The sequence below is a fragment of the Paenibacillus sp. P22 genome (assembly GCF_000469945.2).
GTDB lineage: Bacteria > Bacillota > Bacilli > Paenibacillales > Paenibacillaceae > Paenibacillus_O > Paenibacillus_O humicus.
The window spans coordinates 1-14,870 of record NZ_CBRA020000159.1 but is presented as its reverse complement, the minus strand read 5'-3'; the positions used below and the strand labels follow the sequence as shown (position 1 = coordinate 14,870).

General features: G+C 61.7%; 13 protein-coding genes. 3 read left to right on the top strand and 10 right to left on the bottom strand.

The window, feature by feature from the left end:
* Nucleotides 1–130: 130 nt before the first annotated feature.
* The 6 genes from BN871_RS20005 to BN871_RS19980 form a co-directional block, all read right to left on the bottom strand.
* Entirely contained in the window at nt 131–967 is an 837-nt protein-coding gene (locus tag BN871_RS20005) for a MurR/RpiR family transcriptional regulator (RefSeq protein ID WP_048748500.1), read from the bottom strand.
* 2 nt (nt 968–969) lie between these two features.
* Nucleotides 970–1,635, bottom strand: a complete 666-nt coding sequence (locus BN871_RS20000; RefSeq protein ID WP_048748499.1) for an N-acetylmannosamine-6-phosphate 2-epimerase — start codon at nt 1,633–1,635, stop codon at nt 970–972.
* 108 nt (nt 1,636–1,743) lie between these two features.
* Nucleotides 1,744–3,327, bottom strand: coding sequence for a DUF4127 family protein (locus BN871_RS19995; protein ID WP_048748498.1), 1,584 nt, complete (start codon nt 3,325–3,327; stop codon nt 1,744–1,746).
* Between the two features lie 111 nt (nt 3,328–3,438).
* A complete protein-coding gene (locus BN871_RS19990) occupies nt 3,439–4,323 on the bottom strand; it encodes a carbohydrate ABC transporter permease (protein ID WP_021880692.1) in 885 nt (294 codons plus the stop codon).
* The gene (locus BN871_RS19985; protein ID WP_021880693.1) at nt 4,323–5,207 is read right to left on the bottom strand and encodes a carbohydrate ABC transporter permease; all 885 of its coding nucleotides are present in this window, start codon (nt 5,205–5,207) and stop codon (nt 4,323–4,325) included. The genes BN871_RS19990 and BN871_RS19985 overlap by 1 nt, the downstream gene beginning before the upstream one ends.
* Nucleotides 5,208–5,235: 28 nt before the next feature.
* Nucleotides 5,236–6,654 (bottom strand): ABC transporter substrate-binding protein, encoded by a 1,419-nt coding sequence (locus BN871_RS19980; protein WP_049868969.1) that lies wholly within the window; start codon nt 6,652–6,654, stop codon nt 5,236–5,238.
* Between the two features lie 269 nt (nt 6,655–6,923).
* Between BN871_RS19980 and BN871_RS19975 the strand changes: the two genes are divergently transcribed.
* Nucleotides 6,924–7,496: an NUDIX hydrolase gene (locus BN871_RS19975; protein ID WP_232313215.1), complete on the top strand. Its 573-nt coding sequence runs from the start codon at nt 6,924–6,926 to the stop codon at nt 7,494–7,496.
* A gap of 72 nt (nt 7,497–7,568) precedes the next feature.
* Complete coding sequence (locus BN871_RS19970) at nt 7,569–8,378, top strand: HAD family hydrolase (protein ID WP_083436552.1); 810 nt, start codon at nt 7,569–7,571, stop codon at nt 8,376–8,378.
* Between the two features lie 158 nt (nt 8,379–8,536).
* Here BN871_RS19970 and BN871_RS19965 read toward each other — a convergent pair whose 3' ends face one another.
* The 4 genes from BN871_RS19965 to BN871_RS19950 form a co-directional block, all read right to left on the bottom strand.
* Entirely contained in the window at nt 8,537–9,517 is a 981-nt protein-coding gene (locus tag BN871_RS19965; RefSeq protein ID WP_048748497.1) for an aldo/keto reductase, read from the bottom strand.
* 141 nt (nt 9,518–9,658) lie between these two features.
* Nucleotides 9,659–11,335, bottom strand: coding sequence for an alpha-glucosidase (locus BN871_RS19960; protein WP_048748496.1), 1,677 nt, complete (start codon nt 11,333–11,335; stop codon nt 9,659–9,661).
* Between the two features lie 131 nt (nt 11,336–11,466).
* Nucleotides 11,467–12,057, bottom strand: a complete 591-nt coding sequence (locus BN871_RS19955) for a uridine kinase (RefSeq protein WP_021880702.1) — start codon at nt 12,055–12,057, stop codon at nt 11,467–11,469.
* 90 nt (nt 12,058–12,147) lie between these two features.
* Nucleotides 12,148–14,688 carry a DEAD/DEAH box helicase gene (locus tag BN871_RS19950; protein ID WP_021880703.1) on the bottom strand — a complete coding sequence of 847 codons (2,541 nt, stop codon included), beginning with the start codon at nt 14,686–14,688 and terminating at the stop codon, nt 12,148–12,150.
* Between BN871_RS19950 and BN871_RS30015 the strand changes: the two genes are divergently transcribed.
* Nucleotides 14,586–14,870: aminotransferase class IV (locus BN871_RS30015; protein WP_332310236.1), on the top strand; the 285-nt coding region annotated here is incomplete at its 3' end. The genes BN871_RS19950 and BN871_RS30015 overlap by 103 nt on opposite strands.

The window sequence follows — 14,870 nt, the reverse complement described above, 5'->3', positions numbered from 1 at the left end:
TCCGCCGGTGATGATGGCTACTTTCCGATCCAATTACCCATTGTGATTGCTCCTAAATAAGCAGTTCGATGACCGCCTTGGCCGTCCAAGGTCAATAAATCCGTTCCATGACCGCCTTGACCGTCCAAGGTCAATAAATCCGTTCGATGACCGCCTTGGCCGTCCGTTCCTTCATCTCGCGAGTCCGGGCCAGATCCAGCCTGGCGAGTCCCTCGCAGATCATATCGATCAGCAGAAGCTGCGAGATTTTGGCTCCGATGGAGCCGCCCTCGAGCGGAGATTCCTTGCCCGCCGTGAGCAGCACGAGATCGGCCGCCGCCGTGATGGGCGACTTGGCGTAATTGGTCATGGCGATGACATAGGCTCCCTGCTGCCGGGCTTTGGTCAGCATGTCGACGGTGTCGAGGGTGCTGCCGCTGAGGCTGATTCCGAATGCGACGTCCCCAGGCCCCATCGTGACAGCCATCATCGCTTGAAAATGGGCGTCCGCCACCGCCTCGGCGCGCCTGCCGATGCGCAGCAGCCGGTTTTTGGCGTCCAGCGCGGTAATGCCCGACGCCCCGACTCCGAAGAACTGGACGTAGCCGGCCGCATCCATGCGGGCTACCGCTTCCTCCAGCCTGGCGCGGTCGAGCAGGCTCATCGTATCGGCCAGAATCGAGGAGGTTTCCCTGTAGACGAGCTCCGCATAATCATCCGGCGCGGCATCGGAATGCCCGCCGCTCTCCTGCTGCCTGCGCGGGCTGTAATCCTGGGCGAGCGCAAGCTTGAAATCCTGGTAGCCCTTGAAGCCGATCGCTCTGCAGAACCGCATGACCGTCGTTTCCCCGACGGCGGACAGCTCCGCGAGCTCCGTCACGGAGCGGTAGATGATATCCTCCGAAGCGTTCAGCACGTAATCGGCGACCTTCTGCTCCGACTTCGTCAAGGAGGGATAATAGGAACCAACCTTCAATCGCAGATCCATCTCTATCGGACACTCCTTCTGGCGGCTGCGGCGAACCGCTCTGTAATCAATTGGGGACGGGTAATCGCCGACCCGACGACGACGGCGCAGGCTCCCAGGCCGAGCAGCTTCTCCACCTGGTCCGGATCGCTGATCCGCCCTTCGGCGAACACCGGAATCCGCAGGCTGGCAGCCGCCTTCTCCACCAGCTCGAAGTCCGGACCGTCGAGGCTTCTGGAATAAGGCGTATAACCGGCAAGCGTCGTCGAGACGCAGTCGGCTCCGGCCCGCTCGGCTTCAAGCGCTTCTTCCAGCGTGGAGATATCCGCCATCGCCGGGATACCCCTGCCGTGCATATGGCGGATGAGCTGCTCCACCGTGGCGCCGCCCGGCCGCTGCCTGAGCGTCGCGTCGAATGCAATCATATCCGCCCCTGCATCCGCCAGCTCATCCACTTCTTTTATCGTCGGCGTGATGTAGACCGGAGAGCCGGAATAATCGCGCTTGACGATGCCGATGACGGGGAGGGCGACCCCGCTCTTGATCTCCGCCACATCGGCGCCCGAATTGGCCCGGATAGCGGCGGCTCCTCCCTGCTCCGCCGCAAGCGCCATCCTCGCCATCATGCCCGCTCCGTGCAGCGGCTCTCCCTCCAGCGCCTGGCAGGAGACGATCAGCCCGCCCTTCACCTTCCCCCCACAAAGTCGTCATGCCGTCATCCCCTTGCCTCGTTGTTGTCGGCGGATGCCGCCGCCTGCTCCATGGATCGCTCCCGCTCGCCGACCCTCCGTCTTCGTCTATTGCACATACCGCGAACCTTCCATCGATATCGCCGACGGCGCAGCCATCTCGGCATGGACCGACAGCCCGACTTCGAACATCCGGCTCCATGGCATGCGGCAATCTCCGACCTTCACGGAAAGCCCGCTTCCCGCCAGCTCCCGTTCCAGGAACCGCTCCAGCTCCTCGCGGACCATGGCTGCAGCCCGGCCTCGCTGCCCGTCCACCGCGAAATAGTCCATGCCGAGCTCCTTGATCGGTCCGTCGGCCAGCCGGCGGCGAATGCCGGAGCAGTAGCCGTAGTCCTCCGCGATGCGCAGCCCGAGGAAGTCCGCGTGGCTGCCCGTGCAGCCGAACCGGGCATATACCATCAGCTGCGCGAGCACGGTGCCGATGGAGTTCGCGCTCGTGTTCCAGCCGGCGATGCCGGCCAGGCGGGGCAGCATGCCTTTCCTGCCGAGCAGGCGCAGCAGCTGCAAGTCGCCACCGTTGGCATAAGCGACGTCGGCGACCGCCACAGGCTTGCGCAGCCGGCCGGCCGCATAGCTGCCGTACTCCACGAGCTCCGCTATGCTGCGCTGCACGTCATAACCCGCATCCGGATTCAGCTGTCCGTTGGCCTCCCCCATCCTGTCTCCCGGCGAATTCACGAGCAGCACGAGATCCCCATCGGAGGCGCTCTCCGCGAGCAGGCCGCCCGCCGCAAGGATATGGAGCTTGAGGCTCTCGCCGAGCAGACGGTCTTCATACAGCGGCGTCACGAACGGACCCCGCGTGCTGGAATATCTCGGGTAGACGAGCGGAACCGCACCGTGCCTGGCGTTGACGAGCCGGGCGAGCAGCGTGCAGCCCGCCTCGTCCGCTCCCGGATACATGAGCGTCCGCAGCTCGGCTCCCAGCTCCCGGATCCGCTCCCGCACCGCCTGCTGGTCGAGAGCCGTCCAGCCGTAAGGGGCGGCGTCGTCCTGGGGCAGCGCGAGGAAATCGAGCGTGCCGTCCGCCGCAAGCTCCAGCGAGGCCCGGTTGGCGGCCGCGTTGACAGCCCGCCGCTGCAGGTAGTCGTCGCGGATGTCTCCCGGCAGCCGGGCCCGGATCGCCTCCAGCTCGGCCAGCTCCTCCGCCGAGGCTTCACCCAGCCTTTCCCGGTGTCCGTAATAGCCGAGCAGGAACAGCTCCCGTCCCCACTCCCCGTAATAATCCGGCTCCTCGTCGGAGCTGGAATAGCGGGGACATCTCATCAGGAGGTGGAAGGCGTACAGCTTGAGCGAAGGATTGCTTCGGCGGATGCGGCGCAGCCTCTCCAGCGGAGCGGCGGCCTCATGCTCGCCCAGCCGGTGCAGCCGGGAAGGAACGATGCCGCCGTAGAGAAGCGTGTCGATGGACACGATCGCCGCTTCGGCGTCTGCCGCCTCCCGCTCCAGCCAATCGCCGAGCTCGGAGATGCGGCCCGGCTTCTTCTTGTCGCCCATCCACTCCAGCGGCGGACGCACAAGCTCCAGGTCGCTCCCGCGCGACAGCAGCCAAGGAAAATCATAGTTGCAGGGGCGCTCGTCCAGCGGCAGGTATACGACCTTCGCCTTCGGGCCCGATGTCGGATGCATAACGTCGTCAGCTCCTTTCTTCCCGCATGGCGGCTTCGGCCCGGCGCTGCCGGCCTCGTCCCTCCCTTGGCGCTCTCCGATCAGGGGAGAGCGGCCTCGTCCATGCGTCTCCTATCCTTTCACCGCTCCCGAAATCCCTTCCATGTAGTACCGCTGCGTAAACAGGAACACGAGGATGATCGGCAGCACCGACAGGATCGTGCCGGCCGCGATCCAGCCGAAGTTGTAGGCGAACTGGCCGTTCAGATAGGTCAGCGCCGCCGCAAGCGGATACTTGCCGGGATCGTCGAGCACGACGATCGGCCACAGGAAGTTGTTCCAGTACGCCATGAATTCCAGCAGCAGGATGACGGCGATGCCCGGCTTCACCATCGGCACCATGAGCCGCAGGAAGATCCGGACCTCGGAGGCGCCGTCGATCTTGCCCGAGTCGCGGATGTCGTCGGGCACGCCCATGAACGTCTGCCGCATCAGGAAGATGTTGAACACGGATACGGCCGACGGAAGCACGACGCCGATATAGGATCCGATGAGGCCGAACCAGCCGATTGTCAAGTAGTGGACGACGAGCGCCGTCGACGACGGGATGATCATCGTCGAGACGAGGATGGCGAAGACGAGCGAGCGGCCTTTGAAGCGCATTTTGGCCAGCGGGTAAGCGGTCGTAAGGGACAGCGCCAGGTTGAGAGCGAGGCCGAGCGCAGTGATGATCAGCGTATTGCCGATGTATTTGGGAAAGTTGATGAACCCCCAAACCTCCGTGTAGTTGGTCAGCTTGACGAAGGTCGGGAAGATCGGCGGCGGGAAGGCGAATACGTTTTTCCCCGGCATGAGAGACACGCTGAGCAGCCAGAGAAACGGCCCCATCATGAACAAGGCCAGAAGCAGCAGCAGGACATATCCGACCGACAGCGTCACAATCCGGCGCAGCCGCCTGCTTCGCCGGCTCTCTCGTTCAAGGCTTTGGACGGAGCGGTCCATACTCGGTTGATTCATCAATATGGATTCACCCCGCCTTTCTGATTGACCCGGAATACGACGATGCTGACGACGCCGACGATGACGCTGACGATCAGCCCGAGCGCCGAAGCATAGCCGTAATTCAGCTTGGTGATGCCCTCCTGGTAAATATAGAGGCTGGAGGTCAGCGTCGCGTTGCCGGGTCCTCCGTTCGTCAGCACGAACATCTCGTCGAAGACGCGGATCGCGCCCATGAGGGAAATGAGGCTGCAGAAGAAGACGTACGGACGCAGCAATGGAATCGTAATATGCCTCACCCGCTGCGCCGCCGAGGCTCCGTCCACGATCGCGGCCTCGTACAGATCGGCGGGAATGGCCTGGAGGCCCGCCAAATACAGCATCATGTAATAGCCGAGCCCTTTCCACAAGGTGATGAACATGAGCACATAGAGAGCGGTCGAGCTGGTCGAGAGCCAGCCGATCTTCTCGTGGATGATGCCGAGCTCAAGCAGGATGTAGTTGACGAGGCCGTTCTGGCTGAGCAGCCAGTTCCACATGAGCGCCACCGCGACCATCGACGTGACGACCGGAATGTAGTAGGCCGCCCGGAACGCCTTGATGCCCGGAATGCGGCTGTTGACGAGGATCGCCATCAGGATCGACAGCAGCTGCAGCACCGGAACGACGATGACGTACGTCATTGAATTCCGCAGGGAAGCGATGAAGCTGTCGTCCTTGAACGCCTTGACGAAGTTGTCCAGGCCGACGAAATCCGTCTCGCCGAGCACCGAGTAGTTGGTCAGCGCGAGAGGGATGCTGTACAGGATGGGAAACAAAACGAAGACTCCGATAACGAGAAGGCCCGGAGCCATGAAGCTCCAGGCCGGAAGCGCATCGGAAGCGAGGGTTCTTCTGCGCATGCCAGTTCACCGTCCTAAATGTGTTCGGTTATTTGGTTGGGGCTTTGATAGCCTCGTTCACCTTGGCCGCTGCCGCTTCAAGCCCCTTTTTGACGTCGCCGCCGTTCAGGATGATGTTCTGCAGCTCCTTGGAGACGGCGGTATTGATGTCGCCCGCTGCCGGTATGCCCAGGTAATACTCCTGAGCCTTGTCAAGGCTTTGAGCCGAAGCGATCTTGGCCTGGGATTCCAGCGTATTGTCGGATTCCGAGAAGAACGGATCCTCGATCGATTTCTTGGTCGCCGGCAGCGTGTTGGAATCCTTGGAGAAGGCGGTCTGATTGTCCGCGTTCGTAACGAAGGCGGCGAAGTCGGCTGCTGCCTGCGGATCCTTGGAGCCTTTCGGCACGACAAGATTCATGGAGTTGGAATAGCGCAGATCCGCCTTGCCCGTTGGCAGCGGTACCGCGATCGTGTTTTTGTACACATCCGGTGCGGATGTCTTGAGGAAGTTGATGAAGGATGGACCGGACAGCTCGAAGGCCACCTGCTCGCTGGAGTAATACTGGATCTGCTTGTCGAACTTGGCGTCGTCCTTGACGATGACGCCCTCGTCCACGAGAGTTTTCAGCTGCTGCACGACTGCGGCGCCCGCATCGGTATTGAAGGCTGCGCCGGTGCGCGCCTCGTCCAGGATCGGAACGCCCTCGCTCGGCAGAATGTTGGCTCCGAACTGGGTCGCGTACCCCGAAGCGCCCGTCTTGGCCTTGATCTGCCTGGACCACTCATAGAGCTCCTCCTTGGTTTTGGGAGGATTGGCGGGATCGAGCCCGGCTTTCTTGACCAGGCTGGTGTTCATGTAGAGGACTTGAGTACCGGTATACCATGGCAGAGCATAGGCTTTGCCGTCGAATACGGTGGAGTTGTAAATACCGTCGAAGAAGCTGGTCTTCACCTCGTCGCCGATGAGCGGATTGAGGTCGGCAAGAGCGCCCTTGGAGGCAAGCTGGCTGGCGAATTCCGTGTTGAGGTTGACGACGTCGGGTGAATTCTTGCCGCCTGCGGTGGCCAGCAGCTTGGCCTGGATGGCGTCATACGGATAGTCCTTCCAATCGATGGTGACGCCGGGGTGTCCCTGCTCGTACTCGTCGATCAGCTTGTTGAAAAAGTCGTTGAACTTCGGCTGGAGGGAGATCGTCCAGAACTCCAGCTTCACGTCCTTGGCGGGGGCCGGGCTGCCGCTCGGAGCGGTGCTCGCTCCGGCCGTCGGAGCGGGCGATGCGGCTCCGTCGTTGCCCGCGCTGTTGTTGCCGTTGTTGCCGCAGGCCGCGCTCAGCAGGAGCAGCGCTCCAAGAGTTCCCGCCGTCGCGGCCTTGCGCAGCGCTGCGGATGACGGACGACGCAGGGATTCCTGAGCCGCCGTGTGATGCCTGACCGCCTTTTCCTTGCCTTCTGTTTGCTTCACCATACCATGAGCCACCCTCTCTTGATTTCATAGACTTGCAGGACAAGTACGAAGAAAACGGGAGAATAGAGAACCATGCCGTTCGCAACCAAGTTGAGGAAAATGTGGAATTGGTAAATCTTGCTTAGAGTATAGCAACAGAGCTCCGCTTTGAGAAGCATTATTATCCAGAATTTTTGATTTTTTCTGGAGAATTTTTTCTCCATAAGGTGAATAAGGACATTGGAAGGAAGTCTTGAGCATCGAAAAATCGAGGAAGGTTCATCATCCCGGTGAAACCTGGAAGCCGCTTGACTCGTCTTGGGACCGACGGGTACGAGAGCGAGAGCGTCGTTTCCGGACGATACGGCAGGCAGGCGTTCATCGCAGCAGAGAAAGCGAGGCGGAGCATGAAGATGGGAACGTCAACAATCGAAGCCGACTGGGGAGGCCATCTGGTCAGGCTGACGTGGCTGCCGGGGGCCGTGCCGGATGCCGGACAGATCGTGACCAGCGTCCATGGAGTGTGCACGGACAACGGCCATATTCTCCTCGTGAAGGTAAGCGGCAGAGGCTGGAACCTTCCCGGCGGCCATGTGGAGGAGGGGGAATCGCCGGAGGAGGCCTTGCTTCGGGAGTGCATGGAGGAGGGATGCGTGCGCTGCGGCCGCCCATCCCTGCTGGGACTGATCCGGGTCAGCCACGAAGCCAATCCACTGTTCGATCCCCATGGAAAATATCCGCTCGTAGCCTATCAGGCTTTTTACAAGGCCGAGGTTCAGCAGCGCCTGCCCTTCAACGGCGTGCATGAATGCACCGCGCGGATCTGGGCGGAGCCCGATCAGGCCCCCCCACGCCCTGGATGACCATGAGCTCGTGCAGCTGATCGTGAAGCAGACCGTTCAGGAGGAGCAGCGCTAAAAAAGGATGTGGCCCCAATGACGAAGACAATCAAGCTGGTGCTATTCGATTTTGACGGCACGCTCGCCGACACGCTGCCGCTTTCGTTCAGCGCCTTCAAAGCGGTATTCAAGCAATTCGGGGATCAGGATCTGACGAATGAAGATATCGTGGCCATGTTCGGACCGACGGAGGACGATATCATCCGGAGAAATATTCCGGCCGGACATTCCGCGGAGGAAGCGATTCGGCGTTATTATGCCGTCTATGAAAACGGCCACCGGGACGGGACGATGACGGGAGACTCCGATGTCGCCGCTCTGCTGGACATTCTCCGCGGCAAAGGAATTGCGATGGGCGTCATTACGGGCAAGAGCCGGAGAGCCTACGATATTTCAGTCGAAGCCCTGAACATAGCAGACTGCTTCGCCATTTCCGTAACGGGAGACGATGTGGACAAGCCGAAGCCGGATCCGGAAGGAATTCTGCTGGCGCTGGGCAAGCTCGGAGCCTCCCCGGCGGAAACGGTCTTCATCGGCGACAGCAACGCGGATATTCTGGCCGGCAAAGCCGCGGGCGTCCGCACCTTCGGCGTCCGCTGGCTCTCCACCTTCCAAAGCGCTCAGTACGATGCGGAGCCGGACGGCCTGTTCAGCAGCACGGCAGAGTTCCTGCAGCTGCTGAATGCGGAGGTGCCGGCGGCAGCGGTGCCTGATGCGTTCCTGCGTCCTGGTTTGACGAAAAGGAGCGTTGCTCCAGGTTTTCTCTATTTGCCGACGCATGCATTCGACTCCACAAAAAAGGCCGACGGACTGGAAACCCAGCCGACGGCCTTGCTTTTTTTATAGCGAAAATAGAGAACTAAAAGGCGGGAGCCGAATCAGATGCCGAGCTCGTGAAGCAGAGATCATCGGCTTAGTACGTTCCCGCATTCCATTATCCGATGCGGGCTTCCTTGACCGCAGCCAGATTGACGCCGGTCGCCGACCCCAGCGCTCAAGCGATTTTATTGGGCTCCGACGACCCGGTGAGGGACATACGGCTCTTCCAGCGACGCGATTTCTTCCGGCGTCAAGGAAACCGAGAGAGCGGCCGCCGCCTCCTGGAGATGCGATAGTTTGGTAGCACCGACAATAGGAGCGGTGACGGGCTGCTTCTGCAGCAGCCAGGCCAGCGCGATCTGGACGCGGGAGACGCCGCGCTTTTCCGCTATGGAAGCGACTTGATCGATGACCGAGCGGTCGGCATCTGCGGTGGCGTCGTATTTTTGTCTGGCGATCTGATCGGTTTCGGAACGAAGAGTCGTTTCCCCCGCATCTCTCGTCAGCCTTCCGCCTGCCAGCGGACTGTACGGAATCACGCCGATTTTCTCCTCCCTGCAGAGAGGAAGCATCTCCCGCTCTTCTTCGCGATAAATGAGGTTCAAATGATTCTGCATCGATACGAACCGGGTCCATCCGTGAGTCTCTGCTGTATGAAGCGCCTTCAAGAATTGCCAAGCATACATGGCGGAGGCCCCTATGTATCGGGCTTTGCCGGCCTTCACGACATCGTGCAGGGCTTCCATCGTCTCTTCGATCGGCGTCTGGTAATCCCAGCGGTGAATCTGGTACAGGTCCACGTAATCGGTTCCAAGACGCTTCAGGCTTTTGTCGATCTCGCTCATGATCGCCTTGCGGGAAAGTCCGGCCCCATTGGCGCCCTCATGCATGCGGCCATGCACCTTCGTCGCGATGACGATCTCATCCCGATTCGCGAAGTCCTTGAGAGCGCGTCCGACGATCTCTTCGCTGGTTCCGCCCGAGTATACGTTGGCCGTATCAAAGAAATTAATGCCCAGCTCCAAGGCATTCTTGATGATGTGACGGCTGCTCTCCTCATCGAGCACCCACTTATGAATCCAGCGGTCGGCATCGCCAAAGCCCATGCAGCCAAGGCAAATGCGGGATACATCCAAGCCGGTGTTTCCAAGTTTCACATAGTCCATGCGTCGGCACACTCCTTAAAAGGGATAGCTCGACTATACTCCTTGGAGTGAACTCCAAGTCAAGCGGAAAAGACGGCGGAAAGATAAGAAGGTTCGCCCTCCCCGTCCATCGGAACGCCCTCCTTGGCTCTGACGCCGCCGTCAGCCCTGCAAGCGCAGGACGAGCGCCTCATAAGGCCGAAGCTTCAGGCTGCGCCAATCTCTATCCGCTCCATTCCCGTAATTGCCGATGAGCGGCTCGGCGCTCTCGAATCGTATCTTCTCCGGCAAGCTGCAGTCGGCTTCCTCTCCAAAGAAGTTCAGCACGACAAGCAGGCGCTCTCCATCCAGCATGCGCGTATACGCATAGATCCGCTCGTCCTCCTCGAGCAGCGCCTCGTACCTGCCGTAGACGATGACGTCATGCTGCTTGCGGAGCGCGATGAGCCGGCGATAGTAGTGGAAGATGGAATCCGGATCTCTCCGGGCGTCCTCCGCATTGATCTCCGTGTAATTGGGGTTGGACGCGATCCATGGCGTGCCGGTCGTGAAGCCTCCGTGAGCGGATCCGTCCCACTGCATAGGCGTGCGGGCATTGTCCCTTCCTTTGCTGTAGACGGAAGCCATGACAGCCTCCGCGGGACGTCCGGCCCCGGTCGCTTCCTTGTACATGTTCAGCGTCTCGATATCCCGGTAGTCCTCGATGGAGCCGAACCGGACGTTGGTCATGCCGAGCTCCTCGCCCTGATAGATGTAGGGCGTTCCCTGCAGCGTGTGCAGCAGCGTGCCGAGCATTTTGGCGGACTGCTTGCGGAAGTTCTTGTCATCGCCGAAGCGGGACACCATCCGCGGCTGGTCGTGATTGTTCAGGTACAGGCTGTTCCAGCCCCTGTCCTGCAGCTCCCGCTGCCATTTGCCCATGACGCGCTTGAAATCCGTCAGCCTCCAAGGCTGCACGTCCCATTTGCCGCCAGGTCCGGAATCGATGTCCATATGCTCGAACTGAAACACCATGTTCAGCTCTCCGCGGTCCTCGCCGACGTACAGAGCCGCCTGCTCCGGCGTCACGCCCGGCGTCTCCCCCACGGTCATGATGTCGTAGCGGGACAGCACCTCGCGGTTCATCTCCTGCAAATACTCATGCACCCTCGGGCCGTTCATGAAATAATCGGCGCCGGAACGGTACCGTCCTTCTCCGGGGGCGTCCGGCAGTCCGGGAACCTTGGAGATCAGGTTGATGACGTCCATACGGAAGCCGTCGATGCCTTTGTCCAGCCACCAGGCCATCATATTGTACACCTCGCGGCGGACCTTCCCGTTCTCCCAGTTGAGATCGGGCTGCTTGGAGGAGAACAGATGCAGATAATACTGATCCGTCTCCCCATCGTATTTCCATGCGGAGCCGCTGAAGAAGCTCGACCAGTTGTTCGGCTCCGCTCCGCCCTTGCCGTCCCGCCAAATATAGTAATCGCGATGCTCGCCGTCCCGGGACTTGCGGGATTCCGAGAACCAGGCATGCTCGTCCGAGCTGTGGTTCACGACGAGGTCCATGATCAGCTTCATGCCGCGGGCATGGAGATCCTCCAGCAGCCTTTCCCAGTCCTCGAGCGTGCCGAATTCGTCCATGATGCGCCGATAGTCGCGAATATCGTAGCCGTTGTCGTCATTGGGGGAGTCATAGACGGGACAGAGCCAGACGACATCCACGCCGAGCTCCTGCAAATAATCCAGCCGGGAAACGATTCCCGGGATGTCGCCGATGCCGTCTCCGTTGCTGTCCTGGAAGCTGCGGGGATAAATCTGATAGACGACGCTTTCCTTCCACCATGCTCGCTTCATCTGCCAGCCTCCTGTCGGTATGGATCTGCTCCTGCTCTCAAATGGAAATAGAAGCAGCCGCGTTCCGATGCCGGAACGCTTCTGCTTCTATTCTTACCCGATCAGCGCCGTTCCCAACGTCCGGCTCCGGATCAGACGCCCTCGACGACGAGATCGGCCCGCTCCATCGGCTTGTGGGATTGGGCATACCTGTCCTCTGCCGCCATCCATGCCGCCCAGCGTCCACGGGCTTCCTCCCCGTCGCGATCCAGGCCTCTGCGCAGGCGCTCCTCCCGGGGACAGTCCACCCAGATCGTCAGGTCGTAGAGCGGCGCGAGCTCCAGGCGGGTCGACGTCACGCCCTCGACGATGAGCGTGCCGCAGGCCGGAACCTCATGCCAGTCGGACAGGCGCTCCGTCCCCCAGTCGTACCTCTGATACTTGCCGTCCGCTCCTCCAAGGACGCTGTCCAGCACCTCGCGCTTCAATCTCCGCCAGTCGAAATCCGCTCCGACGGGCAGCGACTCAGGCCGGCTGCGGTCCAGCTCCGCTGGCGGGACATAAAAATCGTCCAGATGCACAATCGTCACCGGAGAAGGACAGCTCGCCTTCAAGGCTTCGGCCAGCGTGCTTTTGCCCGATCCCCCGCAGCCGTCTACGCCGATCAGAAGGGGCCGATTGACCGGCCGCTCCAAGCGGCCCAGCCGATCCGTGATTGTTGCATGCAGGCTTTCTAAAGACATCTTTTTGCCTCCTTATGGGAAATCGTAATCGTTGGCAGCTTTGCAGCGGGGGAACATCGGATTTCGGCTCTATCCTCCCCACACGCCCTGCTAAGAAGTTGCCCCCGGCAGCGCCAGCAGCTCCCGGATGTCGTCCTGATTGAGCAGCGGCATATCGGCCTCCGCCGTTCCTTGGATGACTTCCTCCGCGAGGCGGCGCTTGCGCTGCTGCATGTCGTGCATGCGCTCCTCGATCGTGCCGCGGGCGACGAGCCGGAACACCTGCACCGTCTTGTCCTGACCGATCCGGTGCGCCCGGTCCATCGCCTGCTGCTCGGATGCCGGGTTCCACCATAGGTCGTACAGGATGACCGTGTCGGCGCCGGTCAAGTTGAGGCCGGTGCCGCCGGCCTTGAGCGAGAGCAGGCAGACGTCGCGTTCGCCGGCATTGAAGCGGCGGCAGATCTCCACTCTCTCGCGAGCCGGCGTGCTGCCCTCGAGCAGGAACGCGGACACGCCCTGCTCCGTCAGTCGCCGCCGAATCATCTCCAGCATGCCGGTGTACTGCGAGAAGACGAGCGGCCTGCGTCCGCTCAGCCGGCAATCCCGGATGAGATCCATCAGCTGATCGAACTTGGCCGAGCCGCCGGCATAGTCCTCCACGAACACGGCCGGGTGGTTGCAAATCTGCCTCAGGCGGGTCAATCCCGCCAGAATGCGAATCTTCTTCAGCTCGAAAATGCCTTCGGCCATATGCTTCAGAGCCTCCGCCCGCAGCTTCACCAGGTAGCTGGCGTACAGCCTCTTCTGCTCCGGCAGCAGGTCGGTCTTCAGCATCGTCTCGATCTTGTCCGGCAGCTCGCTCAGCACGTCGCGCTTGAGCCTGCGGAGCAGGAACGGCCGGATCATGCGCGCCACCTCCTCGCTGCGCAGCTCCTGGAACTCGCGGCGGCTGCCGAACAGGCCCGGCAGCACGGCCTCGCAGATCGACCACAGCTCCGTCAAGCGGTTCTCCAGCGGAGTGCCGGACAGCGCGAACCGATGGCGCGCATTCAGACGCTTGACCGCCCGCGCCGTGCTCGTGACATCGTTCTTGATCATCTGCGCCTCGTCCAGGATGAGCGTATGGAACGCAAGCGCGTCGTAATCGGCCGAATCCAGCCTCACCAGCGGATAGGAGGCGATGACGACGTCGACGCCATCCAGCCGGGACAGCTTGGCGGACCGCTCCTTCCTGGAGCCGTCGGCGATGACGGCGCGCATGCCGGGAGCGAAGCGCTCCAGCTCCGAGCTCCAGTTGTACAGCAGCGAGGACGGGCAGACGACAAGTGCCGGCCGCCCGCTCTCCCGGATCTCGGGCAGCACGGAGACGAGGAAGGAGATTGCCTGCAGCGTTTTTCCCAAGCCCATGTCGTCTGCCAGAATGCCTCCAAGGCCGTAGTGGGCCAGCGTCTTGAACCAGCGGAAGCCGGTCTTCTGATAGTCGCGCAGCACGTTGTCCAGCGATTCCGGCAGCTGGAATTCCAATCGCTCCGGATGGCGCAGATCTTCCGCCAGCTTAAGCAAGGCGGGACCGAACCGCATGCCCGCATCCTCGCCGGAAGCATGGTGAAGCAGAGGCAGCCCCTGAAGCAGCGGCAGCTTGAACGATCCGTCCGGACCGATCCGGCTTGCCATGCCCGTGTCCTGGATGATCCGGATCATCTCGGCGAAGCGGCCGCCTTCCAGCGAAACGAATGCTCCAGAAGGCAGCCTGTAGTAAGGCTTTCTCTCCTGAACGGCCTCCACCAGATGGCGGACCTCCTCGGCCGGAACTCCGTCCATCGAGAAGCGGAATTCCAGCCAGTCGGTCCGCTCGTCGACCTCCACCCGCACCTGCGGCGGAGCGGTGCTCGACGGCATGCGGATGCGGACGGCGTTCGTCGCGTAGATCTGCAGCAGCTTCTCCAGCTTGGGCACGGTGCGGTAAAGGAATTGGTATTCTTCCTCTTCCCCCGAAAGAAAATAGCCTGCGTCCGTAGAAGCGGGCTTATGCTCCTCCAATACCCGGAAGATCTCGGCCTCCCGCTCGGGATCGCGGATCAGAATGGCCCCTGCGCCTCTCTGGCGCAAGTCCTCCAGCGGATTGAAGACGATCTCTCCGTACTGAAATTCAAGGGCGGCGAGCAGCTTGTCCCGCACCCGGTCCAAATACAGCCGGGCCTTGAGCGGATGCCGGATCATCCGCTCCTCCAAGCGGGCGTCCAGCTTCACGCTGCCAAGCTTGGCCAGCTCCGGCAGCACGCCGGCGGCAAGCGCCTCCAGCTGTCCTTCCGGAATGGACAGCTTCCCTTCCGGCGCGTCGGCCAGCAGCCGCTGCAGCTCGTCCAGCCGCATGGCCTGCTGCGGATCGAGACGATGCAGCGCATTGCCCTGCAGGGCGGCGGCGTACGCGGGAAAAGCGGTAACGCCGGCCAGGCCGTCCGCCCGCAGCTCGTACTCGCCGCCCTCCGCCTCCTCCAGACGGAAGCCGAGCTCCGGGGCGCCGTCTCCTTCGCGGAGACCATCGTATGCGGCTCCCCGATGCTCCAGCTTCAGGCCCGCCGCCTGCAGAAGCAGAGGCTGCAGGCGGGGCCAAACGGCCGGCGGCACCGGCAGCACGCTCTCCGGCAAGGCGCTTGCAGCGGCGCCTGCCTGCTCCGCCGGCTGCCGATACAGCGCCTCGGATGGGATTGTTCGAGACGTTCCGCACCTACGGAGGCGAGCCTTATTTGCTGGAGAGGCACCTGCGGCGGCTGGAGGACGGCTGCGCGCGGCTGCAAATCTCCTATCGGGCTGAACCGGATCGAATCCGC

Bases quoted from the DNA above. Each gene is read 5' to 3' on its own strand.
- BN871_RS19955 (WP_021880702.1), bottom strand. From the start codon at position 12,057: ATGTCTTTAGAAAGCCTGCATGCAACAATCACGGATCGGCTGGGCCGC.
- BN871_RS19965 (WP_048748497.1), bottom strand. From the start codon at position 9,517: ATGGACTATGTGAAACTTGGAAACACCGGCTTGGATGTATCCCGCATT.
- BN871_RS19995 (WP_048748498.1), bottom strand. From the start codon at position 3,327: ATGCATCCGACATCGGGCCCGAAGGCGAAGGTCGTATACCTGCCGCTG.
- BN871_RS19980 (WP_049868969.1), bottom strand. From the start codon at position 6,654: ATGGTGAAGCAAACAGAAGGCAAGGAAAAGGCGGTCAGGCATCACACG.
- BN871_RS19985 (WP_021880693.1), bottom strand. From the start codon at position 5,207: ATGCGCAGAAGAACCCTCGCTTCCGATGCGCTTCCGGCCTGGAGCTTC.
- BN871_RS20005 (WP_048748500.1), bottom strand. From the start codon at position 967: ATGGATCTGCGATTGAAGGTTGGTTCCTATTATCCCTCCTTGACGAAG.
- BN871_RS19990 (WP_021880692.1), bottom strand. From the start codon at position 4,323: ATGAATCAACCGAGTATGGACCGCTCCGTCCAAAGCCTTGAACGAGAG.
- BN871_RS19970 (WP_083436552.1), top strand. From the start codon at position 7,569: ATGACGAAGACAATCAAGCTGGTGCTATTCGATTTTGACGGCACGCTC.
- BN871_RS19960 (WP_048748496.1), bottom strand. From the start codon at position 11,335: ATGAAGCGAGCATGGTGGAAGGAAAGCGTCGTCTATCAGATTTATCCC.